Source organism: Pseudomonas sp. Cab53, from assembly GCF_018325965.1.
Lineage (GTDB): Bacteria > Pseudomonadota > Gammaproteobacteria > Pseudomonadales > Pseudomonadaceae > Aquipseudomonas > Aquipseudomonas chlororaphis_E.
In genome coordinates this window covers 1284913-1305610 of the sequence record NZ_AP021902.1, presented here as the reverse complement: position 1 = coordinate 1305610, position 20698 = coordinate 1284913, and the positions used below count along the sequence as shown (strand labels likewise).

The window sequence follows — 20698 nt, the reverse complement described above, 5'->3', positions numbered from 1 at the left end:
AAGCTGCAAGCTTTTCACTTGCAGCTTGGAACTTGAAGCTTGAGGCCGCAATGACCTATAACGTCTCCCCCATCGGCTTCGTCCGCTCCTGTTTCAAGGAGAAGTTCGCCATCCCCCGGCAACCGCAGCTGGCCCCCGCCGCACGCGGCGTGCTGGAGCTGGTGGCGCCGTTCGACCAGGGGGATGCGGTGCAGGGCCTGGAGCAGGTCAGCCATGTCTGGCTGCTGTTCCTGTTCCACCAGGCCCTGGAAGACAAGCCGCGATTGAAAGTGCGCCCGCCGCGCCTGGGTGGCAACAAGTCCATGGGCGTGTTCGCCACCCGTGCGACCCATCGCCCCAACGGCATCGGCCAGTCGGTGGTGAAGCTGGAACGGGTAGAAGCCGGGCGCCTGTGGATCTCGGGCATCGACCTGCTGGACGGTACTCCCGTGCTGGACATCAAGCCCTACGTGCCCTATGCCGACATCATCGACTGCGCGTCCAACGGCATCGCCAGTGCGGCGCCTGAATTGATTCCAGTGCAGTGGGCGGACACTGCCCTGCTTCAAGCCCACGAGCACGCCACGCGTCTGGGAGAGCCCCTGGTGGAGCTGATTGAGCAGTGCCTGGCCCAAGACCCGCGCCCGGCGTACCAGATGCCTACCGCCGAACGGGAATATGGCGCGCAATTCTGGGACCTGGACGTTCGTTGGCATTACCCGCAGGTGGGGTTGATTCGGGTGTTGGAAGTGGTTCCGGCGGAACCGTAAACACCAGAAACGAAAAAGCCCGCGCGGCCTTTATCAGGCGGCGCGGGCTTTTTTGCGGGTAACTGTTGGATCGAGTCGCTGCAATCGCGAGCAAGCTCGCTCCCACACTTGATCTGGGTTGTTCACCAATATAACTCAACACAAACCCTGTGGGAGCGAGCTTGCTCGCGATAGCGATCTATCAGGCTCCACAAATACAGCTTACTTCTCTACAAACGCCCGCTCGATCAAATAATCACCCGGCTCGCGCATACGCGGCGAAACGGTCAGGCCGAAGCTGTTGAGCACTTCGCTGGTCTCGTCGAGCATGCTCGGGCTGCCGCACAGCATGGCGCGGTCGTCCTGCGGGTTGATCGGCGGCAGGCCGATGTCCCGGAACAGCTTGCCGCTGCGCATCAGGTCGGTCAGGCGGCCTTCGTTCTCGAACGGCTCGCGGGTCACGGTCGGGTAGTAGATCAGCTTCTCGCGCAGCGCTTCGCCGAAGAACTCGTTCTGCGGCAAGTGCTCGGTGATGAATTCGCGGTAGGCGACTTCATTGACGTAGCGAACGCCGTGGCACAGGATCACCTTTTCGAAACGCTCGTAGGTTTCCGGATCCTGGATGACGCTCATGAACGGCGCCAGGCCGGTACCGGTGCTGAGCAGGTACAGATGCTTGCCAGGCTTGAGATCGTCCAGCACCAGGGTGCCGGTGGGTTTCTTGCTGATGATGATCTCGTCGCCTTCCTTCAGGTGCTGCAACTGGGAAGTCAGCGGACCGTCGGGAACCTTGATGCTGAAGAATTCGAGATGCTCTTCCCAGTTCGGGCTGGCGATCGAGTAAGCGCGCATAAGCGGGCGGCCGTTGGGCTGCTGCAGGCCGATCATCACGAACTGACCGTTCTCGAAGCGCAGACCCGGATCGCGGGTGCACTTGAAGCTGAACAGTGTGTCGTTCCAGTGATGAACACTGAGGACACGCTCGTGGTTCATGTTGCTCATGTACGGGGACTCCTGGGAATGTTGCCTGCGTCGTCAAGGTGCGCAATTGCATCGCATTCTAATGGCGACGACAATATCTGTTAACTGAATTATTAAGATAAGGGTTATCGGTTATATAGATATGCGATTTACTCTACGTCAACTTCAAGTCTTCGTCGCCGTCGCCCAGCAAGAGAGCGTGTCTCGCGCTGCGGGCCTGCTCAACCTGTCGCAATCGGCGGCCAGCACTTCCATCACCGAACTGGAGCGGCAATCGAGCTGCCAACTGTTCGACCGCGCCGGCAAGCGCCTGAGCCTCAACGCCCTCGGCAAACAATTGTTGCCCCAGGCCGTAGCGCTGCTGGACCAGGCCAAGGAGATCGAAGACCTGCTCAACGGCAAGTCCGGTTTCGGCTCCTTGGCGGTCGGCGCGACCCTGACCATCGGCAATTACCTGGCGACCCTGCTGATCGGCGGCTTCATGCAGCGTCATCCGGAAAGCCAGGTGAAGCTGCATGTGCAGAACACTGCCAATATCGTGCACCAAGTGGCCCATTATGAAATTGATCTGGGTCTAATCGAAGGCGATTGCAACCACCCGGACATCGAGGTGCAGAGCTGGGTCGAGGATGAACTGGTGGTGTTCTGCGCGCCGCAGCACCCCCTGGCCAAGCGCGGTCAGGCGAGCATGGAGGAGCTGACCCACGAAGCGTGGATATTGCGCGAACAGGGGTCGGGCACGCGGCTGACCTTCGACCAGGCCATGCGTCATCATCGCAGCGCGCTGAACATTCGCCTGGAACTGGAACACACCGAGGCGATCAAGCGCGCCGTGGAGTCGGGCCTGGGCATCGGCTGCATTTCTCGCCTGGCCCTGCGCGACGCCTTCCGCCGTGGCAGCCTGGTGGCCGTGGAAACCCCGGACATGGACCTGGCAAGGCAGTTCTACTTCATCTGGCACAAGCAGAAGTACCAGACCTCGGCCATGCGTGAATTCCTGGAGCTGTGCCGAGCCTTCACCGCCGGGGTCCAGCGCAGCGACGAGATCGTGCTGCCGGCCATTGCCTGAAGGGTTAAAGCAGGATCACGCCCCACACCAGGGCGATCATCGTCAGGGCGACGAGTTGGGCAGCGCTGCCCATGTCCTTGGCGTTTTTCGACAAGGGGTGCAGTTCCAGGGAAATGCGGTCGATCGCCGCTTCCACTGCCGAGTTGAGCAGCTCCACGATCAATGCCAACAGGCAGACCGCGATCAACAGCGCCTGCTCGACCCGGCTGACGTTCAGGAAGAACGACAAAGGGATCAGCACGACATTGAGCAGCACCAACTGACGGAAAGCCGCTTCACCGACAAACGCGGCGCGCAGCCCGTCCAGGGAATAGCCGGAGGCGTTGAGGATGCGTTTCAGGCCGGTTTGGCCTTTAAAAGGTGACATAGAGTAGGCACTGATCGAAAAGGAGTGGAGAAGCTAATTCAAGTCCGGTCAAAAAAGCGTGAAGCCGTCCTTCAAGCCTGCGGCGAAATTGACTCAAGTTGTTGCAACAGCAAGGCCGCCTGGGTCCGGGTGCGCACGTTCAGCTTGCGAAAGATCGCCGTGACGTGGGCCTTGATGGTGGCCTCCGACACGTTCAGCTCATAGGCGATCTGCTTGTTCAGCAGCCCCTCGCACACCATGGTCAATACCCGGAACTGCTGTGGCGTGAGGCTGGCCAGGCCCTCGCTGGCGGCCTTGGCCTCTTCGGAGACGCTCACCGCTTCGAATGCCTGCGATGGCCAGGACACATCGCCATCGAGCACCGCCTTCACGGCCTTCTGGATCATCTCCAGGGAACTGGACTTGGGAATGAACCCACTGGCCCCGAATTCGCGCGCCTTGACCATCACCGAAGCTTCTTCCTGGGCCGAAACCATCACCACGGGAATCTGCGGGTATTGGCCGCGCAACAGTACCAAGCCTGAAAAACCATAGGCACCTGGCATGTTCAGGTCCAGCAGGACGAGATCCCAGTCAGCCTTTTCAGTCAGCCGGGCTTCCAGCTCCGCGATACTGGCCACCTCCGTCAACCGGACATCCGGGCCGAGGCCCAGGGTCACTGCCTGACGCAACGCGCTGCGAAAGAGCGGGTGGTCGTCGGCAATCAGGATTTCGTATGTGGCCATTTTTTCAATGATCCTGTTTTTAATGGCGGGCCGATGCATTCGCGCCCTGCCAAAACAACTCAAGTCCACAGGGGCACATTAAGCGCCAAACACAGCATCTTAGCCGTTGGCCGCACCCGGGTCGGCGCCAAGCATGCCCAGCGAAGCCGGGGTGGTCAAGCAGCACGGCCGCCCCTGCGTCCAGTATGGGCCACTATTGCGCCAACACGGCAGGTGCAGTGCGAATGAAGGGCTGCAACTCGGCGTGGGCCGGGGTCGAGACATTCACCGCCTGCTGGCGCTTGGCCCCCAGGTAGTGCTGGCTGAACACGTCGAAATAAGCGTCCAGGGCCGACGCGGCATCGCTGTCTCCTGCCAGTTCCAGGCACAACGCCGCGACCTCGGCGGTGCACAGGTGCTCGCTGCGGGTCGAACGGCGCAAGCGGTAGCGCGACAACCGGTCGGGCAGCAGGCTCAGGATCGGCAGCCGGTCGAAGTACGGGCTCTTGCGAAAAATCTTCCGCGCTTCCGTCCAGGTGGCGTCCAGCAGGATGAACAACGGGCGCCTGGCGTGATCGAGGTCAACTGTGTGGGTCACCCGGGAAGGCTCGACGTACTCGCCCGGAAACACCAGGTAGGGTTGCCATTGCGGGTCGTTCAGCAGCGCCAGCAGTTGTTTGTCGACCTCGGTACGCGACCAGATGAACGCGTGATTGTCGCGCACCACGTCGGCAATCAGCCAACCGGTGTTGCTCGGCTTGAACACTTCCTTGTTGGTCATGATCAGGCAGACCCCGGAACGGGTCTCGACAGTCGGCCGCCAGGCACACAGGCAATGACTCTCGATCACCCGGCAGGCGCTGCAACGGGGAGCCCGCCAGCCACGAGCCTGGAGCGGCTTGATGCCTTCATCGATACGCTGGTCGCGCAGGCAGGCGACGGCGTTGGGGGCATGTTTCATCGGGGACGACACCGACGTACAAGGGAACTGGACACGAACAACACTCGGCAGGGCAATAAAGGCCGGCAGTCTACCAGAGCGCGCAAGCCTGTACCGTCCACCCTGGCTCCCCTATAATTCCCGGCCACTGAACGCACAGTCATGTGATCGGTCGAACAAACCGTCACTGAACCAGGAGAGTTTCATGCTGCGCCTTATCGTCCCTACCGTTGCCGTTCTGCTGGCGACGTCCTTCAGCGCTCAGGCTGCCTCGCTGAAAGAACTCGAACTGAACAAGATGCTGCAGAACGTTGCCAAGGAAAGCAGCATCGGTACGCCGCGGGCGATCAACGAAGATATTCTCGACCAAGGCTACACCGTCGAAGGCACCGAGCTGATCAACCACCTCAGTGTGCAGAGCAGCCACGCCCAGAAAATGCGTGCAGACCCCAAGGCCGTGTATTTCCAGCTGGGTTCCACGGTGTGCACCAACCCGGGTTTCCGCAAGCTGATGGCCAAGGGCGCGACGATGCGTTACGAGTTTACCGAGGTCAAGACCAACCGCCCGGTCGCCACGGAACGCTTCCAGGAATCGGATTGCCCGAAAGCGACCAAGCCGAAGAAGTAACCCTGCCGGCCCCGTGGCCTGTAGGCATCAACCACACAGGCCACTGTCGCGCCGCTGCTCATCATCGGCGCGCAATTCCTCCACCAGCGCCTGTAGGTAGCGCGAGCGCCAGGCCCGCCCTTCCAACCGGCGGCAGCACTCTTCCTCCAGGCTCACTCGATTGGCCTGGGCCGACTCCAACAGCATCAGATACAACTGCCTGTCGAGTTCCAGTGTCACCCTCATCTTTCACGCCTCCCTGCATGATCCGTCCTCAATCCACCGCGTGGCACCCAGCCCTAGGCTTGCATGGGCACGCTTGATATTCAGTAAATCAGAGCCCTGTACGCCTGGCTGGTCATCTGACGAGCGGCGCAGCGCATCCATGCCTACATCCAGCGGTTGCCAACTGTCACTTTTGAGCGCCATGATCAAGACAGCAACGATCGGGGCGAGGATCTGGATTCGTCCTGCCAAGAAGGAGAAGTTGAATGCCTTATAAACCGAATGACCTGCTCAGTCGTCATTTTGAAAACCACGGCCACGACCTCATCCACAAGGTTGAAGAACAACTCAACCTGGTCTCACCCAACAGCCCGAACCTTCCCATCTATCGCGACATGATCCTGACCGTACTGCGTATGGCACAGGAAGATCACAACCGCTGGAATGCCAAGATCACCCTCCAGGCACTGCGGGAACTGGAACACGCCTTCCGCACGCTCGAACAGTTCAAGGGACGGCGCAAGGTGACCGTCTTCGGCTCGGCTCGGACGCCGATCGAGCATCCCCTGTACGGCCTGGCCCGGGAACTCGGGATGGCGCTGGCGCGCTCGGACATGATGGTCATCACCGGTGCCGGCGGCGGCATCATGGCGGCGGCCCATGAAGGCGCGGGACGCGACCACAGCCTGGGGTTCAACATCACCCTGCCTTTCGAACAGCACGCCAACCCGACCGTCGAAGGCACGCCGAACCTGCTGCCGTTCCACTTTTTCTTCACCCGCAAACTGTTCTTCGTCAAGGAAGCCGACGCGCTGGTGCTCTGCCCGGGCGGCTTCGGCACGCTGGATGAAGCCCTTGAGGTATTGACGCTGGTGCAGACCGGCAAGAGCCCGCTGGTGCCGGTGGTCCTGCTGGACATGCCGGGCGGCAAGTTCTGGCAAGGCGCCCTGGATTTCATCCGTGAACAACTGGAGGAGAACCGCTACATCCTGCCCACGGACATGAAACTGATGCGCCTGGTGTACAACGCCGAAGACGCCGTGGAGGAGATCAACCAGTTCTATCGCAACTTCCACTCCAGCCGCTGGCTCAAGCACCAGTTCGTGATTCGCATGAACCACAAGCTCAGCGAACAGGCGCTCCAACAGATGCAGGTGGCCTTCGCCGACCTGTGCCTCAATGACTGCTTTCATCAGCATGACTACAGCGACGAAGAACACGATGAGGCCCGCTTCAGCCATCTGACGCGACTGGCCTTTACCTTCAACGCCCGCGATCACGGTCGTTTGAGGGAACTGGTGGACTACATCAACCTGGCAGAGAACTGGGCCGAACCCACCCAGAAGGTCCAACCCCTTACATGGGAGCCGATCAAGGCGACTTGAGCCCATAAAAAAAGGCCCGCTATCGAAATAGCGGGCCTTTTTGTTCAATCATCCAGACCGCGACCGCTGAACAAACGGTTGATCATCTCCATGGAATACCCCCGATATGCCAGAAATCGCCCTTGCTTAGCGCGTTCCCGTGCATCGATGGGCAAATGCCCGGAAAACTTGCGGCGCCAGGTGTCCGTCAATTGCTCTTGCCAATCGATACCGCTTTCGCGCAGGGCGAGTTCGATATCGGGGCGTTGCAAACCCCGTTGGCCCAGCTCCTCGCGAATTCGCAACGGACCGTAACCGGAGCGGGCGCGATACGAGACAAAGCTTTCAAGGTAGCGAGCTTCCGACAGCAGGCCTTCCTCGGTCAAACGGTCGAGGGCCGTGTCGATCAATTCATCGGGCGCTCCGCGCTGACGCAGCTTACGCGTCAGCTCGACCCGCCCGTGCTCGCGCCTGGCAAGCAGATCCATCGCCGTTCGCCGCACCGCGACGAGGGTATCGAGTACGACGGTCATCGAATCGATCAGATGTCAGCGTCAGCCAGGTCGTCAGCGGTCTCGCGGCTGGCCACTGCCTTGACGTCGGCAACCGGGCTCAGCAGCTTGTCGCGCAGTTGCTTCTCGAGGGCCGCAGCGACTTCCGGGTTGTCCGCCAGGAACTTGGCCGAGTTGGCCTTGCCCTGACCGATCTTGGTGCCGTTGTAGGCATACCAGGCGCCGGACTTCTCGACGAAACCGTGCAACACACCCAGGTCGATCATTTCGCCATTGAGGTAGATGCCCTTGCCGTAGAGGATCTGGAACTCGGCCTGACGGAACGGCGAAGCCACCTTGTTCTTCACAACCTTGACGCGGGTTTCGCTGCCGACCACTTCGTCGCCTTCTTTCACCGCGCCAGTACGGCGGATGTCCAGGCGAACCGAGGCGTAGAATTTCAGCGCGTTACCGCCGGTCGTGGTTTCCGGGCTGCCGAACATCACGCCGATCTTCATGCGGATCTGGTTGATGAAGATCACCAGGCAGTTGGCGTTCTTGATGTTACCGGTGATCTTACGCAGGGCCTGGGACATCAGGCGAGCCTGGAGGCCCACGTGCATGTCGCCCATTTCACCTTCGATTTCAGCTTTTGGCACCAGGGCGGCAACGGAGTCGACGATGATCACGTCAACCGCGTTGGAACGCACCAGCATGTCGGTGATTTCCAGGGCCTGTTCGCCGGTGTCCGGCTGGGAAACCAGCAGGTCGTCGACGTTGACGCCCAGCTTGCCGGCGTATTCCGGGTCCAGGGCGTGTTCGGCGTCGACGAAAGCGCAGGTCGCGCCGGCTTTCTGGGCCTGGGCGATCACGGACAGGGTCAGCGTGGTTTTACCGGACGACTCAGGGCCGTAGATTTCAACGATCCGGCCTTTTGGCAGGCCGCCGATGCCCAGCGCAATGTCCAGGCCCAGGGAGCCGGTGGAGATGGAAGGAATAGCCTGACGGTCTTGATCGCCCATACGCATTACGGCACCCTTGCCGAATTGACGTTCGATCTGACCCAAGGCCGCAGCCAAGGCTTTCTTCTTGTTGTCGTCCATTAAAGTCCTCACGTAATCAATAAGGCCTGGCGGCCAACACCTGTATAAGTAGCCAGTATTATTCCACAGGGATTGAAGATCGCCTACCCCTGATTTGAGATTTCTACCGAGGCATGCTGCAGCAGCCCCTCTAGCGCGGCCTTCACCGTTTGTCGGCGGACCTCATCGCGGTTGCCCGGGAAAAAGCGCTGCTCACTGATCACCGTCGCGCCAACGCCCCAGGCCAGCCATACGGTGCCCACCGGTTTGTGCGGTGAGCCCCCGTCGGGCCCGGCCACGCCGCTGACCGCCACGGCAAACCGCGCCAGGCTTTTATGCTGGGCGCCCTGGGCCATGGCCTCGACCACCTCGCGGCTGACCGCCCCCACCGTCTCGAACAAGCCGCTGGGTACATTCAGTTGCTGGGTCTTCTGGCGATTGGAATAAGTCACGTAACCGGCCTCGAACCAGGCCGAGCTCCCTGGGATCCGCGTGATCGCCTCGGCAATCCCGCCCCCGGTACAGGACTCGGCGGTGGTGACATGGGCATTGAGCAACTGCAAGCGCCGACCCAATTCAGCGGCCAGTTCGGTAATGTCGTCCACGGTGCTCTCCAGATTCGACGCGATGAAGGTCTACCGTACACGAGCGGTCGACGCTTGCAAGGCTCGCCGAATTACCGACCCAGGGCCCTGACGTAGGCCTGGCAAGCCTGCAGGGCGATCAATCCGCGGTCGCCGGCGTCGGTGATGGCGATAATTCGTTGAGCATGCGCCGGGTCAAGTCGGGCGCGTGGGGCGCCATGATCCATGCCGCTGGCGCCGGCGGCGGCAGGCAGCGCACAGCCACCGGGGGCATCGCTGGCGTCGAGGAGGACTGACAGCCGGACATCGGCAGTAGCAAGGCGATCGCGCAGGCGATCCTGGTCACGTTGGGCATCGCTCAAGGCTCGGTAGTGGGTTTGTTCGCTGGCGGCAAGCCGTTGTTCCAGGACGAGGCGCTTGTCTTGCTCGGCCTTGTGTTGCGTCGCTGCCGCCTGGGCCAATTGATTCAGCGTCTCGGCCCGGGACTGGGCCATTTGCGCCAACTGGCGGCCATAGCGCCAATCCTGGAGCCGCCATGCCAGGGCCGCCGGCCCACCGGCCAGCAGCACCAGCAAGGCAACGACGCCGAAGGTGCGCAAGGAAAACGGCATCAGGCCGAAGACTGGCATAGCACCGCCCTCGCCCGTGCCCAGAGCTGCAGACGATCCTGCAGGCCGTTCAAACCACCGTTGATGCGCCGGGTAATGCTGTTGAACTGGTCGCGATCGGCCAGCTCGTTCAAGCCGTTCTGCTCCCAGAACCAGGCGGCGGATTCGCTGGCCCATTGCGGCTGTTCAAGAAGCTCAGGCAAGGCCAGCAAACGTGCATCGCCAAACAGCCCCTGACTGCAGCGAAGATAATTGTCATGGCCGGTAATCTGGATCAGACCTCGGCCGCGATACTTCTGGCCGTCGCCGTCCGCCACCGGCGTATTGCCCAGGCGAGCGGCCAACGCGCCAGTGTCGTATTGCCTTAGATAGGCCTCGCTGCCGAGTTCGCGCACGTACCGTAACTGCCCCGACTCATGGCCGATCTGCGCCAAAAACGCAGCAATGCGTTTAGGCGTATCGATACGGTGGCGGGACATGGCGGTGTTGAGGGCTGGAATGAAAACGCCCGCTTGGGAGCGGGCGTTGGGCATGATGAGGGCAAGTTGTGCTTGTGTGATGTCCATAGCCTGACCATCGAAAAAACATTACTGAAATGGCGTCGCCAGCCAGGGCGGCGCAACAGGTCGGTGCTCGGCCGCCGGAAACAGCTCGTCCTGCGGCCACTCTCGCAGGGCACGTCGATAGGCCTGCAGTTGTGTGTACTGGGCCTGGTCCAGCGTTGTGCCGCCTCCGTCATCCATCTCATCGCGATCGCGAGCCACGAGCCGGTCGGTGGCGTTGAGCTGAGCATCGCGCCAGTGTGTCTCGCTGATGATTTGTGCCTCGACCTTGTTGACCAAACGCTCGGACAAGACCGGATGCCCGTTGGTATCCGACGCTATGGACCTGTTTAAAAAAGGCGCTGCGAACAACCCGTTGTAGGTGTGCTCCGAAATCTCGACGGCATCTTCAGGAAGCTTCCCGAAATGGTCGATGGAGTTGTAAAAGCCACCCGTGGATGGAGCGTAAAAAAGCAACATGACGATCTCCTTTTCAGTAGCCAATCGCCCGCCAGAGGCCAGTCCAGTTTGAGTAGGCGCCGTTATAGTCCCGACCATACAGCCTGAACTGACTCAGCGAAGCGATGGAGACACCGAAGGCCGCACAGGTGGGGCCCCCGTCGGTCACGGTGATGTTCCTGACGGCGTTGGGAAACGACATCGGAAACGTCACCAGCACACCATTGGCATCCGCGCCGCTCGATGAAACGCCCCATTGCTCGATCACGTAGCCCGTCGGGCTGGTGGTATCGGGAATCCGCTTCCAGCCATTGGGCTGCAACGATGAAGACGACATGGCCGAATACTTCAGGGCCGCCGTGCCGCCAATCAGGCGCCATTGGTTGCTGAGTTTGATGAAGGCTGCCGTTTCTCCCAGCCCAATGCTGATGACGCCCTCCGCGCCATTGGACCCGGACAATCTGTCGGCCGCCGAAGACGTTGAAACGGTTACGACGCCATTGCCCGCGTTGACAATCAGGACCGTAGCGCCCTGCAGGATTCCCGCGGTCGCTGGCAACTTGGCAGTCACCGGGGTTTCGCTGGCGAAGCTGGCGACGCCCCCCACATCCTTGAGCGTCAGCGTGGTACTGCCGGCATACACGTCAAAACCGCAATACTGTACCCCATTGCGAACGACAAACTCCGTGGTGGCCACGCTCTTGTCGTTATCGAACTGCGGGGCGGTCAGAAACAACCCGCCGCCACGCAGCGCGGATAGCAATTGATTGTAGGTTTCTTCCGATGGCGTGATCCCCGCGGCCTCGATCACATTGATTATTTCCTGCGTGACGCCATTCCCCCAACTGGCCGGAATCAAGGACCCCGGTGTACCCGTCAGGGGATTTTCATCGACAAACCTGCCGCCCACCAAACCCGCGCTGGGCACACTTTTTGGATAATCCATGTTATTGCTCTCTCTAAGATCAGGCTCAGGCGCGGACTGTCAGCGCCCGGATAGCCGCCAGCACCTCATCAGCGGCCTGGTTGGCCAGATCCGCATGACCTTTGGCAAGGTGCCCTTGGATCCGCGCCTTGGCCTTGAGGCGCACCTCACGTAGCGCCAGCAGGGTCGCTTCACATTCAGTGGCTTTGGCGAGTATCTGATCGGCCGCCTGCCTGGCGGTGCGCCCTCTGACAACCCACGCAGAAACGGCCAACGGGACGGCTTTCTTCGGGTAGCCTTCATCCTTGAAGGCCTGCGCTTGCACGGCGGCTTGTTGGTACTCCAAGGCCCGCAACGGATCGCCGACCAGTGTGCGCCGTGCGCTGTCGGCAGCGGCATCGACACAGGCGCTCAGGCGCTCGACTTCCTGGCGCAACAGCTCGGCCGCACACTCGTCATTGAACACCCACTTGCCGTCCTCCCAGGCATGGGCGGGAGAAGGCGGAGGCGGACGAAGCCCATCTTCGTACTCATGCAGTTCTTGAATGACTTTCATCGGATGATCTCCCAGGACAGGTGGACATTGACTGCGTTGGTGAAGTTGACGCCGATACCCACGCTGTAATCCGTCAGCGCCTGGTGTCCCTTGATCCCCATGCTCAATAGCAGCTCGTCACTGTCAGCGATCGTTGCGCCTAATGTGTGCTCGGCCTGGTACGACTGCCACAGCGAACGCGACTGGGTATGGTCAAAACTGGCCGTGACCGTGGACACACTCACATCATTGACGACGTTGCTGGAGAACAACACGCACATGTACGGGCTTGAAGGGGTTGCCCAACCCACGGCATTGTTGCCAGGCGTTGTCGCAACGGGAGACAGGTAGCTGTAGTTGCCCCCAAGCCATCCAGTCTGGACGAACGCCAGCGAGGTGACGGCGTTCGACGCGGGGGTCGGATTGCCGGCCACGAGCCGCGCTGCACGAGCATGCGGATCCAGTGGCAGATACACCACCCCCGTGCCATTGACCGTTTGCGTCCAGGTCAATTGAGCGCGGTTGTAGATGGCGCGGACAGTCGGCGCGGAACCTGGCGTCCCGGTCATGACCCACGCCAGGCACATGTCCAGGGGGGTGGACGCGAATCCGCCGCCGGACGCGCCATTGACAGTGCCCTTCAAGGATTCCGGAGGAAGGTCATACAGGCTGCCACGCTGCATATAGAACGTCAGCACACCGCCTATGACCTGCGCTCGTAGAAAATAACTGCTGCTGGGCAACAAATCGGCGCTGCTCCAGTTTGCCGTCAGGTAGGTACGTGTTCGCCCCAACCGCCCACTCAGCACCTCTTGTCCGAGGCTGATGTATGTACCCGCCGGAATCGAGACACGACCGCCGCTGGTAGACAGTGCTACCGGGGTTATGGCCAGTCGGGCGTCCGCCGTGGCAATCGTTGGCAGCGGTAAAGCGGCGATCGGAAGAGCGAGGTCCTGGTTCCAGCCCTTGGCCGTGACCGACTGAATCGCCTCGAGCAATTGATCATTCTGGGTTTCATCTGGCGTCAGATCCCCCGCCTTGATGACATTCACGATTTCCTGGGTCACGCCATTGCCCCAGGCTGCCGGAATCAAGGAGCCGGGCGTGCCGGTCAGCGGGTTTTCATCAACGAACTTGCCATTGACCAACCCAGCGCTGGGTACACTTTTTGGATAATCCATCTTTCTATTCCCTAGTCATAATTGATGTGAACCTTCGTGTGTGCTGGCGCACTGCGGTGGATCAGGCACTCCAGGGCCGAGCCCGGGTTGACGCCAAAGCGCTCGCCCCAGTAGCTGGCACCAAAACGCCGACCGAGCAGCAGGCGACCGCCGGTGTTGAGGGTCCACATGAACTGTGCCTGCCAGGTGCCGAAATGGGCTTCGCCGAACCGTGCACGGCCCATGCGAGGGGCCTTGTGCTCGGTGATGGTGGCGTTGGGGTAGCCCTGGCTCCTGGCGATTTCCACGTAGTACGCAATGGCCTGGCTGCCAACCGCCAGCAAGCGTCGACGCACCGCCAGGCGGCGATCGTCATACAACGGCGTGGCGCCCAGGCAAGGGTCTGGCAGGTTCATCACCCGCTCCCAATCCGGCACCAGTTCGCTCACACCCGCCGGGTCCATTTCATGCAACAGATCAGCAGCACGCGCATCGAGACGCGCCAGTTCCTGGGCGATGCCGTCAAGCACCTGCTCCAGTTCCGGCACTCGTTCCGGGTCCCAGGCGGGGCCGCTGGGCAGCAGGCTGCGCAGTTGGGCCTGGTACTCGCCGGCGGTTCTTATTCCAGCCATACGCAGCCCCCGAACGTCAGCAGTTGATTGCTGGCCGCGGTCACATCGGCGCTTGGCGCGCTCAACTTGTGATCGGTTTCGCCCGTGGCGCTGCTGATGGCTTCGGCGATGTGGGTCAGCAACAGCGTTTCGCCGAGGCCGGCTTCGCGGTTGTGCAGGTCGCGCAATTGAGCCTCGATCGCCGCGCGAACCGCGCTGGTGTCAGGGGTGATGCGCAGCCGGTAGGTCATCGGCACCTGCGTCGGCGCCAGCACATGCACTTCGGCGGTCACCGGGCGCAGCGGTTCGATATGGGCCCGGACCTCTTCCAGTTGCTCGGCATTGGGAATCGGCTGCGGATCATCGTCACGCATGACGAACAGGCCGACGGTGCCGGGTCCCAGATAACTGCCGCGGCACCAGGCGCGGGTGATACCGGGGCACTCCAGGGCCCAGGTTTCATAGTCTTGCGCCGAGCCGCCGTGGGGAATGATGCGGTAGGAACGGATCACTCGCGCCCGCAGGGACTCCAGGCTTTCCCGGGCGACCCCGCCGGTCAGCCCCGGCGCCAGCACGGTGAAGCTGCTGCCAATGCCGAGGATCGGCTGCACCGGCGCAAGGACCAGGCCGGCGTCGGCATTGCCCAGGCTACCGGCCTCCAGTGCGACAACGGTGGTGCTGTTCAGGCCATTGCCGGTGGTGCGGGCGGCGGTCACTTTGTAGGTGCGGCCATCGGTGGTTTGCAGCAGCGTGTCGGCATCCAGCACCGCACCGGCGTTCGCCGTGAAGCTGACTGTGCCGCTGGCCGCCTGGGCAGCTTTACGCGCCTGGTTCAGGCGCAGGGCGGCAATGCGCTCCAGGGTCGACTCGTCGGCTTTGTCCGGCAGAATCTGCTCGGCGATCCAGTCCAGGTAGCCATACAGGCCATAGGCGGCGCCACCGAGGGTGCGGGCCAGCACCTGAGCATCGGACTGGCGCAGCGAATCGCTGGCCAGGTCGCTTTGGGCGCGCTTGATCAGCACCGGCAGCGAAGGGGTTTCAAACGGCATAAGTCACCTGCCAACTGTTATCGGGGTTGATATCCAGGCGCTCGCCGTTGGCCAGGGTCAGGACCGTGCGCAGGTTCAGGCGCTGGGCGTCGAGGCGTTCGCTGATGAGCTCGACAGCGCTGCAATGGCCATCGTCGATCAGCCATTGCAGCGCCTCGCGGGCATAGAACTCGGCGTCGAGCTGGGTCTGGCGGGTCAGCTTGACCCGTCGCAATAACCACAGCCGCGAGCCGATACGGTCATCGGCGACCGTGGGAAAAGTGTCGCCCCACCAGCCGAAACGTTCCTCGTCATCGACGGCGTCGTCGTCAGCGGCGCGGCGCCAGGTGAACAGGCTGATCAGCACCGAGCGGGTCAACGCGGCGTGCAGGTTCTGGCTGATGAACATCATTGGCCTCCCGCCGGCGCACCGGTCTGGCCATTGCCGGCCTGTACGCCGACATGCACATGCTTGATCTGGCTGATGCCACCGGCGATCTGGTCGCCCTGGGAAACGATCTTGCCGGTGTGGTTGATGACGGGGCTGTCGATGTTCACCGCGCGGCTGGCGCGGATGTTCAGGGTGGCGGTGTCGATGTCGATCACACGGCCGCGCTTGAAGTGAATCCTGTCGCCCTCGTCGGTGTAGATCGCCACTTCGCCGGGGGCCAGCGCCTTGAGACGAAAGCGGCGGTCGGCAACCACCAATACCACCGCGTGGGACCGGTCGCCGCCCAGGAAAGTCGCAATGCCCTCCGCGCCGGCGAGGGGGTTGCTGGTGAAGCCGTAGGGTTCGAAGTGCTCCATGTCGTCGTTCACTTCGCCGGCAGTGAGGCGCATCTGCAGCGACTGCAACTTGGAAGCCGAATTGGCGAGCACGACAGTGCCGCGCGCCAGGAGGCGGGTCAGTAGGCTCATTGGGGTTCCTTCGGAAATCGGGTGAGAGCGGCTTGGGCGCCGGTCAGGGTGGGCGGTGGCTGTACCGCCGCCTTCGCGGGCAAGCCCGCTCCCACAGAAGAGGTGTGCTGGACGGAAACTGTGCTCAGGATTTGGGCTTGACCGGGTTCGCGTCGAAGGTATGGGGCGGGGCGACTTGCAAGGTGGTGACGGAGCCTTGGGCAGACAGTGAGTACGTCACCTTTGAAATCAGCAGGTCGCCGTCGAACCCCAACACCGGATCGATCACCCGCACCAGGGTATTGTGCCGCCACAGGTCGCCATTGGCCTGGCGCCAGCCCTGCACGCGGTAGGTGGTGGTCAGGGCCCGGCCGGTACGGATGGCGCTTTCCCAGTCGGCCCGCTGCTGGGCCAATTCAAAGGTCAACTGGGCACTTTCGCTGATCACCGTCACCCGCTTACGTTTGAAACTCAAGTCAGTGGCCGCGCCCGACACCTCGCTCACGGCGGTTCCACTGCGCTGGTCATTGCCCTTGTGCTGGCCGATGACCCGGTATTCGGAGAACACCTGGCTGTAGTCCCTCGGCGCGTTGCCCGAGAGAATGTTCTTGCCCAACTCCAGCACATCACTGGCCCGCCCGCCGCTGCCGGGCTTGGCCAGCAGCACGCGGCCCTCGGCGTCGTCGGTGGAAAACACCCGGAACAACGTCAGCAAGCGGTCGATGGATTGGAAGACGGTTTCTCCCGGCACGATGCTGTGCTCGCTCAACCGCGCGGTTTCCGGGATTTCACTCACCACGCCCACGCCGTATTGCGACGCCAGGGCCTGGACGATGCTCAGCACCGTCTGCCCGCGCCATTGGGTGGGACGGTTGATCGCCGCGCAATCCACCAGATCCTGGGTCTTGGACCCGCCTTCGATGCTCAGCGTGATCTGGCGCCCGTCATAACTGATCGGGGCCTTGAACACATAGCCACTGAGCAACAGGTCGGCACCGATGCGCACCTGGCATTCATCACCGGGACGAATCGGCACCGCCTGGGTCTGCCCCGGCCATTGCCAGGTGATGTCGAGTTTGAAGGTGCGGAACTGACGCTCCAGGTCCGCGCTGATTTCCACGCTTTTCCAACCGCCGTAGTCCAGCCCGCCGACGGTGAGCGTGACGCTATTGTCGAGCTCGCTCATGGCTTACTCCCCCGAGACTTTCAGGTTGTTGGGCGGCAGGAAACCGGGGTGGGCCACGCCGTTGCGCTGGATAACTTCGGTGACCCGGGTGGCATCGGCGAATTGCTGATAGGCCACCACCAGCGCCGGCAGGCTTTGCTTGAACGACAAATTGATCAGCCGTACGCCCGACGACGCCACTGCCGTCAGGTGCGCGGCCATTTGCTGACGCAGCTGGTTGAGGGCCTGGTAATGCTCCGGGTCCGCCTTGAGAGAGGCCTGCCAGATCGCTTCGTTGAGAGCATCGCGCAGGGCCAGCACATCATCGGCCACCGGCACGTCCCGCCGCTGGATCGGCTGCACGGCCTGCTGCGCCACCGACGGGGTGGCCCCCAGCTTGACCACCGGCGCCGCCACGGGCATCGCCGCGATCCATTGCGCGGCCTGCACCAGCAGCGTGTCCTGGACCAGGTCGGCCAGGGCCTGGGCCGCCGCCGTGGTGTCCTTGCCGGTGGTGAGCTTGGGCGCGTCCGCCTGGCGGATGGCTTCTACCTGTTGCGACACGCTGGCAATCACGCCGCGGTAGCCGTCACGGGCAAAATCCTTCAACTGGCGAACATCCCCCAACAACCCCTTGAACTCGGCCACCACCTCCTTGGGCAACGCTTTCACGGCCTTGACCAGGTCGTTGATCTGCCGATAGGTCTCGATCAACGGCTTGAGTTCCTGCTCGATCACGCCGTACACCTCCTTGAGGCTGTTGCGCAGGTCGGCGACGCCGATCCGCGCGGCCTTGATCAGGCTCATCGCGTCTTCGAAACGGCGCACCGCCGAACCCAGGAAGCTGTCGGCGGACACCAGCAACAGTTTCTGGCTGTTGATCGCCGCCGAAGGGAATTGCAGCGGCTGGTCGGGATAGAACTTCAAGGCAAACGTCACCAGCCCACCGTCCTGGCGGGTCTGGGTCATGTCGCACTCGCCCACCTTGACCTGCATTCGTCCCAACCACGGATGCACCAGCTCGCCACTGCCCTGCTCCAGAGCCTTGAGCAACTTGTCGCGCTGCTCCAGGCAATCGGCGCCGACAATGAACGCCGTCAGCTCATGAATCTTCGCCTGCTGGCCCAGCCCTTCGAAAAACGGCTGGTCGCGCTGTGGATACTCATGCAACTGGCCCTTGTGGCCGACCGGGGTTTTCGCCTGGTCGACCCAGAATCCGACGCCGCGAAACGACGCCGGCAACAAACGGTCACGCCAGCTCATTGGAGCCTCCTGTGGAAAGTGAGCGGTAACCGATGCGCGAGCTCACCGCCAGGCCGGGTTGATTGGTTTGCGGTGGCTCGGCGCGCAACCCGGCCGGCGCATTTTCGAAGCGCACGGTCAAGCCGCCTTCGAGTTGCGTGCGGTTGTTCGCCGCGCTTTGTTGCACCAACGCACTGGAGGTTTGCCCCAGTGCGCCGGGCGTCAGCGAGGCGTTCGCCGGGAGGTTGCCAGGCACCGGTGCCAGGCTGGAGGACAGCCCCGGGGCCGGTTCACGGGCGCCACCAAAAAACGCCGGCGCCAGCTCGCCCTTGCCCTCGGCATTGGTCTTGCGTTGCGCTTCGGTCAGCCCTTGAACCTTACCGGTGAACGTGGTGATGACTTCGCCAAAACCTGTGTTGAAAAACGCTTTGATCGGCGCGAGCACGCCCTGCAGCTGGTCCCACCACTGGCTGAACCACTCCCCCACCGGCCCCCACTGTTTCATGAGGCCCTCGATGGGCGACCAGTCGAACAGCCCGCCGAACACCGTCAGCATCATCGACACCTGGCTGCGCAGGCCTTCCCAGATCCCGGCGAAGACGTCCACGAGGGTGCCCCAGTTGGCCATGATCAGGCCCAACGGCGTCCAGTTGAACAGCCCTTGGAGCGCGTCCATCACCGGTACCGTCAAGGCCCTGAGCAGATCCCAGATGGCCGAGAACAATCCGGTCAGCGGCCCCCAGTTGTTGACGATCAAGCCCAGGGGCGACCAGGCGAACAGCGTCTGCATGAAACCGATGACCGGCGTCGCCGCCGCCACCAGCACATTCCACAGCGCGCCAAAGAAACTGCTGATCGGCCCCCAGTTGCTGATCACCTGCCCTAGCGGGGTGAAGGCGAACATTGTCTTGAAGAACTCGGCCATCGGCACGACGATGGGCGCAAGCCGTTGCCAGAGCCCGGCGAAGAACGCCGAAATCGGCTCCCAGTAGGCGATGATCATCCCGGCCGCCAAGGCGATACCCATGGCGATCAGGCCGATGGGGTTCATCTTCAAGGCCAGGTTGACCACCTCGAAAGCCTGGCTCGCCCCGTTGACGGCGGTCTGGATCGCGCTGAACGCCACGGCGCCCGCCGCCAGGCCTTGTACCAGTTGCGGGTTGTCCTGCAGCACCTGGGTCACGCCGCTGATCATCGGCTGCAGGCCGACCGTCATCGCATTGACCGCCGGCCCCAGCGCCGTGCCGAACTGCAACGACACATTGCTGATGGAAGTCTTCAATCCATCCAGGCTCTGTGCCGCCACGCCAGGCGCGGCGGGCGCCTGGACGGCGCCGACCGCCGCGTTCACCCCAGCAACTTCACCCTTGAAAGCCGCCGCCGATCGGAGGCCTTCCATGAATGGCTTGGCGATCCCGCCGTCCGGCAGCAGTCCGGAAATATCCAGGCTGCCGAGGCCGGTGGCATCGAGGTTCTGCTTGAAGCCCTGGACCTTCGCCCGCAGGCTGGCCAGCTTGGGCGACAGCTCGTCGATGCCGGTCAGCAGCAACGCTTTTTTCTCTACCTTTTGTGTGTCTGCCATCACTGCACCTGCTGCATCGCATTGATCCGTTGCGCGTGCTCCAACGACTCACGGAGCACATCCAGTGGCCTGGCCATCATCTGTTCGGGGTCAACCGTCCAGAACCAGGCCAGGTCATAGGCGGCGGCGATCAGGTCGCCGATGGCTGCGACGCCGCACTCATGAAAAAACTCGCGACGGCCCAGCTCAGTGCGTTGAGGTCGGCCAGGTCCAACTGGTTGACCGACGACGGCGGGATACCGGCGCAGACTGCGATGTATTTGGCCGCGACATCCATGTCCAGGCTCACCTCCTCGCTCTTGTCGATCTTGTACGGCAGCGCCTTGATCGCCCGGACCTCCTGCACCGTCGGACGGCGCAAGGTCAGTTCGTTCAACGGTTCGCCGTGGGCCTCGATGGCCACGTGCAACGTCATGACATCGGTCATTGCCAGGTCCCCTTGATGCCTTCGAATTTCAGCTCAAGGGTGGCGTCGTCACCCTTGGACACCGGCTCTTCCACCAGGTAGGCGCCGGCCAGCACGTAGACCTTGCCGTTGTTGAACTCGCAGGTGACGGTCATGTCGGTGCCGGCCACCAGTTGCTTGAGCGGGAAATCCGCGGTGTGCAGCGCCGTCACCTTGAAGGACGGGGCAATGTCGGTTTCCTTGTAGAAACCCGGCACGACGGTTTCGCGTTTGGTGAACATCAGTGGCGCTTCGCAGCCTCCGTTGATGGTCAGTTGAGCACCGTCCACTTTGACGTAGCAGGTACCCGCAATCAGTTGACCCATGGTGTTTCTCCTTCAAATAAAAAGCCCACGC

At 62.2% G+C, this 20698-nt stretch carries 27 protein-coding genes; 4 read left to right on the top strand and 23 right to left on the bottom strand.

Translation table 11 applies throughout. The features are described 5' to 3' along the window. The first annotated feature begins 50 nt into the window (after positions 1-50). The gene (tsaA, locus tag KI241_RS05655) at positions 51-749 is read left to right on the top strand and encodes a tRNA (N6-threonylcarbamoyladenosine(37)-N6)-methyltransferase TrmO (protein ID WP_212803453.1); all 699 of its coding nucleotides are present in this window, start codon (positions 51-53) and stop codon (positions 747-749) included. Between the two features lie 201 nt (positions 750-950). On the opposite strand, the gene fpr is transcribed toward tsaA, so the two are convergent. Then, positions 951-1730, bottom strand: a complete 780-nt coding sequence (gene fpr / locus KI241_RS05650) for a ferredoxin-NADP reductase (RefSeq protein ID WP_003198368.1) — start codon at positions 1728-1730, stop codon at positions 951-953. Positions 1731-1851: 121 nt separating this feature from the next. Between fpr and KI241_RS05645 the strand changes: the two genes are divergently transcribed. Continuing rightward, on the top strand, positions 1852-2778 hold the full coding sequence (locus KI241_RS05645) for a LysR family transcriptional regulator (RefSeq protein ID WP_042730781.1): 927 nt from the start codon (positions 1852-1854) through the stop codon (positions 2776-2778). A gap of 4 nt (positions 2779-2782) precedes the next feature. On the opposite strand, the gene KI241_RS05640 is transcribed toward KI241_RS05645, so the two are convergent. The 3 genes from KI241_RS05640 to KI241_RS05630 all read right to left on the bottom strand — a co-directional run bounded on the left by KI241_RS05640 (position 2783) and on the right by KI241_RS05630 (position 4810). Continuing rightward, positions 2783-3145 (bottom strand): diacylglycerol kinase, encoded by a 363-nt coding sequence (locus tag KI241_RS05640; RefSeq protein WP_042730780.1) that lies wholly within the window; start codon positions 3143-3145, stop codon positions 2783-2785. A 71-nt stretch (positions 3146-3216) separates the two neighbouring features. Beyond that, entirely contained in the window at positions 3217-3870 is a 654-nt protein-coding gene (erdR, locus tag KI241_RS05635) for a response regulator transcription factor ErdR (RefSeq protein ID WP_042730779.1), read from the bottom strand. A gap of 193 nt (positions 3871-4063) precedes the next feature. Then, the gene (locus KI241_RS05630) at positions 4064-4810 is read right to left on the bottom strand and encodes a tRNA-uridine aminocarboxypropyltransferase (protein ID WP_042730778.1); all 747 of its coding nucleotides are present in this window, start codon (positions 4808-4810) and stop codon (positions 4064-4066) included. 184 nt (positions 4811-4994) lie between these two features. On the opposite strand from KI241_RS05630, the gene KI241_RS05625 reads away from it, so the two are divergent. Then, positions 4995-5417 carry a quorum-sensing-regulated virulence factor family protein gene (locus KI241_RS05625; protein ID WP_042730777.1) on the top strand — a complete coding sequence of 141 codons (423 nt, stop codon included), beginning with the start codon at positions 4995-4997 and terminating at the stop codon, positions 5415-5417. A gap of 27 nt (positions 5418-5444) precedes the next feature. Here the strand turns inward: KI241_RS05625 and KI241_RS05620 are convergent, their stop codons facing one another. Continuing rightward, on the bottom strand, positions 5445-5642 hold the full coding sequence (locus KI241_RS05620) for a hypothetical protein (protein WP_042730776.1): 198 nt from the start codon (positions 5640-5642) through the stop codon (positions 5445-5447). Between the two features lie 245 nt (positions 5643-5887). Between KI241_RS05620 and KI241_RS05615 the strand changes: the two genes are divergently transcribed. Next, a complete protein-coding gene (locus tag KI241_RS05615; protein ID WP_212803452.1) occupies positions 5888-7006 on the top strand; it encodes a TIGR00730 family Rossman fold protein in 1119 nt (372 codons plus the stop codon). Positions 7007-7050: 44 nt separating this feature from the next. Here KI241_RS05615 and recX read toward each other — a convergent pair whose 3' ends face one another. The 18 genes from recX to KI241_RS05525 form a co-directional block, all read right to left on the bottom strand. Further along, a complete protein-coding gene (recX, locus tag KI241_RS05610) occupies positions 7051-7518 on the bottom strand; it encodes a recombination regulator RecX (protein WP_047736997.1) in 468 nt (155 codons plus the stop codon). Between the two features lie 8 nt (positions 7519-7526). Next, positions 7527-8579: a recombinase RecA gene (recA, locus tag KI241_RS05605; RefSeq protein WP_042730773.1), complete on the bottom strand. Its 1053-nt coding sequence runs from the start codon at positions 8577-8579 to the stop codon at positions 7527-7529. 83 nt (positions 8580-8662) lie between these two features. Continuing rightward, the gene (locus KI241_RS05600; RefSeq protein WP_042730772.1) at positions 8663-9163 is read right to left on the bottom strand and encodes a CinA family protein; all 501 of its coding nucleotides are present in this window, start codon (positions 9161-9163) and stop codon (positions 8663-8665) included. 71 nt (positions 9164-9234) lie between these two features. Then, positions 9235-9771, bottom strand: a complete 537-nt coding sequence (locus tag KI241_RS05595; RefSeq protein WP_123579574.1) for a lysis system i-spanin subunit Rz — start codon at positions 9769-9771, stop codon at positions 9235-9237. Beyond that, positions 9753-10316, bottom strand: coding sequence for a glycoside hydrolase family 19 protein (locus KI241_RS05590; protein ID WP_212803451.1), 564 nt, complete (start codon positions 10314-10316; stop codon positions 9753-9755). The genes KI241_RS05595 and KI241_RS05590 overlap by 19 nt, the downstream gene beginning before the upstream one ends. Positions 10317-10337: 21 nt before the next feature. Further along, positions 10338-10772, bottom strand: coding sequence for a phage tail assembly chaperone (locus KI241_RS05585; protein WP_047737003.1), 435 nt, complete (start codon positions 10770-10772; stop codon positions 10338-10340). 13 nt (positions 10773-10785) lie between these two features. Next, the gene (locus KI241_RS05580; RefSeq protein ID WP_123579576.1) at positions 10786-11697 is read right to left on the bottom strand and encodes a phage tail protein; all 912 of its coding nucleotides are present in this window, start codon (positions 11695-11697) and stop codon (positions 10786-10788) included. Positions 11698-11722: 25 nt separating this feature from the next. Continuing rightward, positions 11723-12232 (bottom strand): phage tail protein, encoded by a 510-nt coding sequence (locus KI241_RS05575; RefSeq protein WP_212803450.1) that lies wholly within the window; start codon positions 12230-12232, stop codon positions 11723-11725. Beyond that, entirely contained in the window at positions 12229-13392 is a 1164-nt protein-coding gene (locus KI241_RS05570) for a phage tail protein (RefSeq protein WP_123579577.1), read from the bottom strand. Before KI241_RS05570 ends, KI241_RS05575 begins: the two co-directional genes overlap by 4 nt. Before the next feature lie 11 nt (positions 13393-13403). Beyond that, a complete protein-coding gene (locus KI241_RS05565; protein WP_047737009.1) occupies positions 13404-14003 on the bottom strand; it encodes a putative phage tail protein in 600 nt (199 codons plus the stop codon). Then, positions 13991-15031, bottom strand: coding sequence for a baseplate J/gp47 family protein (locus KI241_RS05560; protein ID WP_212803449.1), 1041 nt, complete (start codon positions 15029-15031; stop codon positions 13991-13993). Before KI241_RS05560 ends, KI241_RS05565 begins: the two co-directional genes overlap by 13 nt. Continuing rightward, complete coding sequence (locus KI241_RS05555; protein ID WP_042732290.1) at positions 15021-15419, bottom strand: phage GP46 family protein; 399 nt, start codon at positions 15417-15419, stop codon at positions 15021-15023. The genes KI241_RS05560 and KI241_RS05555 overlap by 11 nt, the downstream gene beginning before the upstream one ends. Then, positions 15419-15928: a phage baseplate assembly protein gene (locus tag KI241_RS05550; RefSeq protein WP_042732291.1), complete on the bottom strand. Its 510-nt coding sequence runs from the start codon at positions 15926-15928 to the stop codon at positions 15419-15421. The genes KI241_RS05555 and KI241_RS05550 overlap by 1 nt, the downstream gene beginning before the upstream one ends. A 124-nt stretch (positions 15929-16052) precedes the next feature. Continuing rightward, a complete protein-coding gene (locus tag KI241_RS05545) occupies positions 16053-17093 on the bottom strand; it encodes a phage baseplate assembly protein (RefSeq protein ID WP_212803448.1) in 1041 nt (346 codons plus the stop codon). A 3-nt stretch (positions 17094-17096) separates the two neighbouring features. Further along, positions 17097-18335 carry a DNA circularization N-terminal domain-containing protein gene (locus KI241_RS05540; RefSeq protein ID WP_212803447.1) on the bottom strand — a complete coding sequence of 413 codons (1239 nt, stop codon included), beginning with the start codon at positions 18333-18335 and terminating at the stop codon, positions 17097-17099. Beyond that, positions 18322-19896, bottom strand: coding sequence for a phage tail protein (locus KI241_RS05535; RefSeq protein WP_212803446.1), 1575 nt, complete (start codon positions 19894-19896; stop codon positions 18322-18324). The genes KI241_RS05540 and KI241_RS05535 overlap by 14 nt, the downstream gene beginning before the upstream one ends. Positions 19897-20026: 130 nt before the next feature. Further along, positions 20027-20323: a phage tail assembly protein gene (locus KI241_RS05530; RefSeq protein WP_123579582.1), complete on the bottom strand. Its 297-nt coding sequence runs from the start codon at positions 20321-20323 to the stop codon at positions 20027-20029. Continuing rightward, positions 20320-20667 carry a phage tail tube protein gene (locus tag KI241_RS05525; protein ID WP_042732987.1) on the bottom strand — a complete coding sequence of 116 codons (348 nt, stop codon included), beginning with the start codon at positions 20665-20667 and terminating at the stop codon, positions 20320-20322. The genes KI241_RS05530 and KI241_RS05525 overlap by 4 nt, the downstream gene beginning before the upstream one ends. Between the last annotated feature and the right edge of the window lie 31 nt (positions 20668-20698).

Excerpts from the sequence above, each read along its gene's own strand:
- KI241_RS05620 (WP_042730776.1), bottom strand. The coding sequence starts at position 5,642 with ATGAGGGTGACACTGGAACTCGACAGGCAGTTGTATCTGATGCTGTTG.
- tsaA (WP_212803453.1), top strand. The coding sequence starts at position 51 with ATGACCTATAACGTCTCCCCCATCGGCTTCGTCCGCTCCTGTTTCAAG.
- KI241_RS05540 (WP_212803447.1), bottom strand. The coding sequence starts at position 18,335 with ATGAGCTGGCGTGACCGTTTGTTGCCGGCGTCGTTTCGCGGCGTCGGA.
- recA (WP_042730773.1), bottom strand. The coding sequence starts at position 8,579 with ATGGACGACAACAAGAAGAAAGCCTTGGCTGCGGCCTTGGGTCAGATC.
- KI241_RS05585 (WP_047737003.1), bottom strand. The coding sequence starts at position 10,772 with ATGTTGCTTTTTTACGCTCCATCCACGGGTGGCTTTTACAACTCCATC.
- KI241_RS05640 (WP_042730780.1), bottom strand. The coding sequence starts at position 3,145 with ATGTCACCTTTTAAAGGCCAAACCGGCCTGAAACGCATCCTCAACGCC.
- KI241_RS05630 (WP_042730778.1), bottom strand. The coding sequence starts at position 4,810 with ATGAAACATGCCCCCAACGCCGTCGCCTGCCTGCGCGACCAGCGTATC.
- recX (WP_047736997.1), bottom strand. The coding sequence starts at position 7,518 with ATGACCGTCGTACTCGATACCCTCGTCGCGGTGCGGCGAACGGCGATG.
- KI241_RS05555 (WP_042732290.1), bottom strand. The coding sequence starts at position 15,419 with ATGTTCATCAGCCAGAACCTGCACGCCGCGTTGACCCGCTCGGTGCTG.
- KI241_RS05560 (WP_212803449.1), bottom strand. The coding sequence starts at position 15,031 with ATGCCGTTTGAAACCCCTTCGCTGCCGGTGCTGATCAAGCGCGCCCAA.
- KI241_RS05615 (WP_212803452.1), top strand. The coding sequence starts at position 5,888 with ATGCCTTATAAACCGAATGACCTGCTCAGTCGTCATTTTGAAAACCAC.
- KI241_RS05565 (WP_047737009.1), bottom strand. The coding sequence starts at position 14,003 with ATGGCTGGAATAAGAACCGCCGGCGAGTACCAGGCCCAACTGCGCAGC.
- KI241_RS05525 (WP_042732987.1), bottom strand. The coding sequence starts at position 20,667 with ATGGGTCAACTGATTGCGGGTACCTGCTACGTCAAAGTGGACGGTGCT.
- KI241_RS05530 (WP_123579582.1), bottom strand. The coding sequence starts at position 20,323 with ATGACCGATGTCATGACGTTGCACGTGGCCATCGAGGCCCACGGCGAA.
- KI241_RS05575 (WP_212803450.1), bottom strand. The coding sequence starts at position 12,232 with ATGAAAGTCATTCAAGAACTGCATGAGTACGAAGATGGGCTTCGTCCG.
- fpr (WP_003198368.1), bottom strand. The coding sequence starts at position 1,730 with ATGAGCAACATGAACCACGAGCGTGTCCTCAGTGTTCATCACTGGAAC.
- KI241_RS05595 (WP_123579574.1), bottom strand. The coding sequence starts at position 9,771 with ATGCCAGTCTTCGGCCTGATGCCGTTTTCCTTGCGCACCTTCGGCGTC.
- KI241_RS05645 (WP_042730781.1), top strand. The coding sequence starts at position 1,852 with ATGCGATTTACTCTACGTCAACTTCAAGTCTTCGTCGCCGTCGCCCAG.
- KI241_RS05550 (WP_042732291.1), bottom strand. The coding sequence starts at position 15,928 with ATGAGCCTACTGACCCGCCTCCTGGCGCGCGGCACTGTCGTGCTCGCC.
- erdR (WP_042730779.1), bottom strand. The coding sequence starts at position 3,870 with ATGGCCACATACGAAATCCTGATTGCCGACGACCACCCGCTCTTTCGC.
- KI241_RS05570 (WP_123579577.1), bottom strand. The coding sequence starts at position 13,392 with ATGGATTATCCAAAAAGTGTACCCAGCGCTGGGTTGGTCAATGGCAAG.
- KI241_RS05580 (WP_123579576.1), bottom strand. The coding sequence starts at position 11,697 with ATGGATTATCCAAAAAGTGTGCCCAGCGCGGGTTTGGTGGGCGGCAGG.
- KI241_RS05535 (WP_212803446.1), bottom strand. The coding sequence starts at position 19,896 with ATGGCAGACACACAAAAGGTAGAGAAAAAAGCGTTGCTGCTGACCGGC.
- KI241_RS05625 (WP_042730777.1), top strand. The coding sequence starts at position 4,995 with ATGCTGCGCCTTATCGTCCCTACCGTTGCCGTTCTGCTGGCGACGTCC.
- KI241_RS05545 (WP_212803448.1), bottom strand. The coding sequence starts at position 17,093 with ATGAGCGAGCTCGACAATAGCGTCACGCTCACCGTCGGCGGGCTGGAC.
- KI241_RS05590 (WP_212803451.1), bottom strand. The coding sequence starts at position 10,316 with ATGGACATCACACAAGCACAACTTGCCCTCATCATGCCCAACGCCCGC.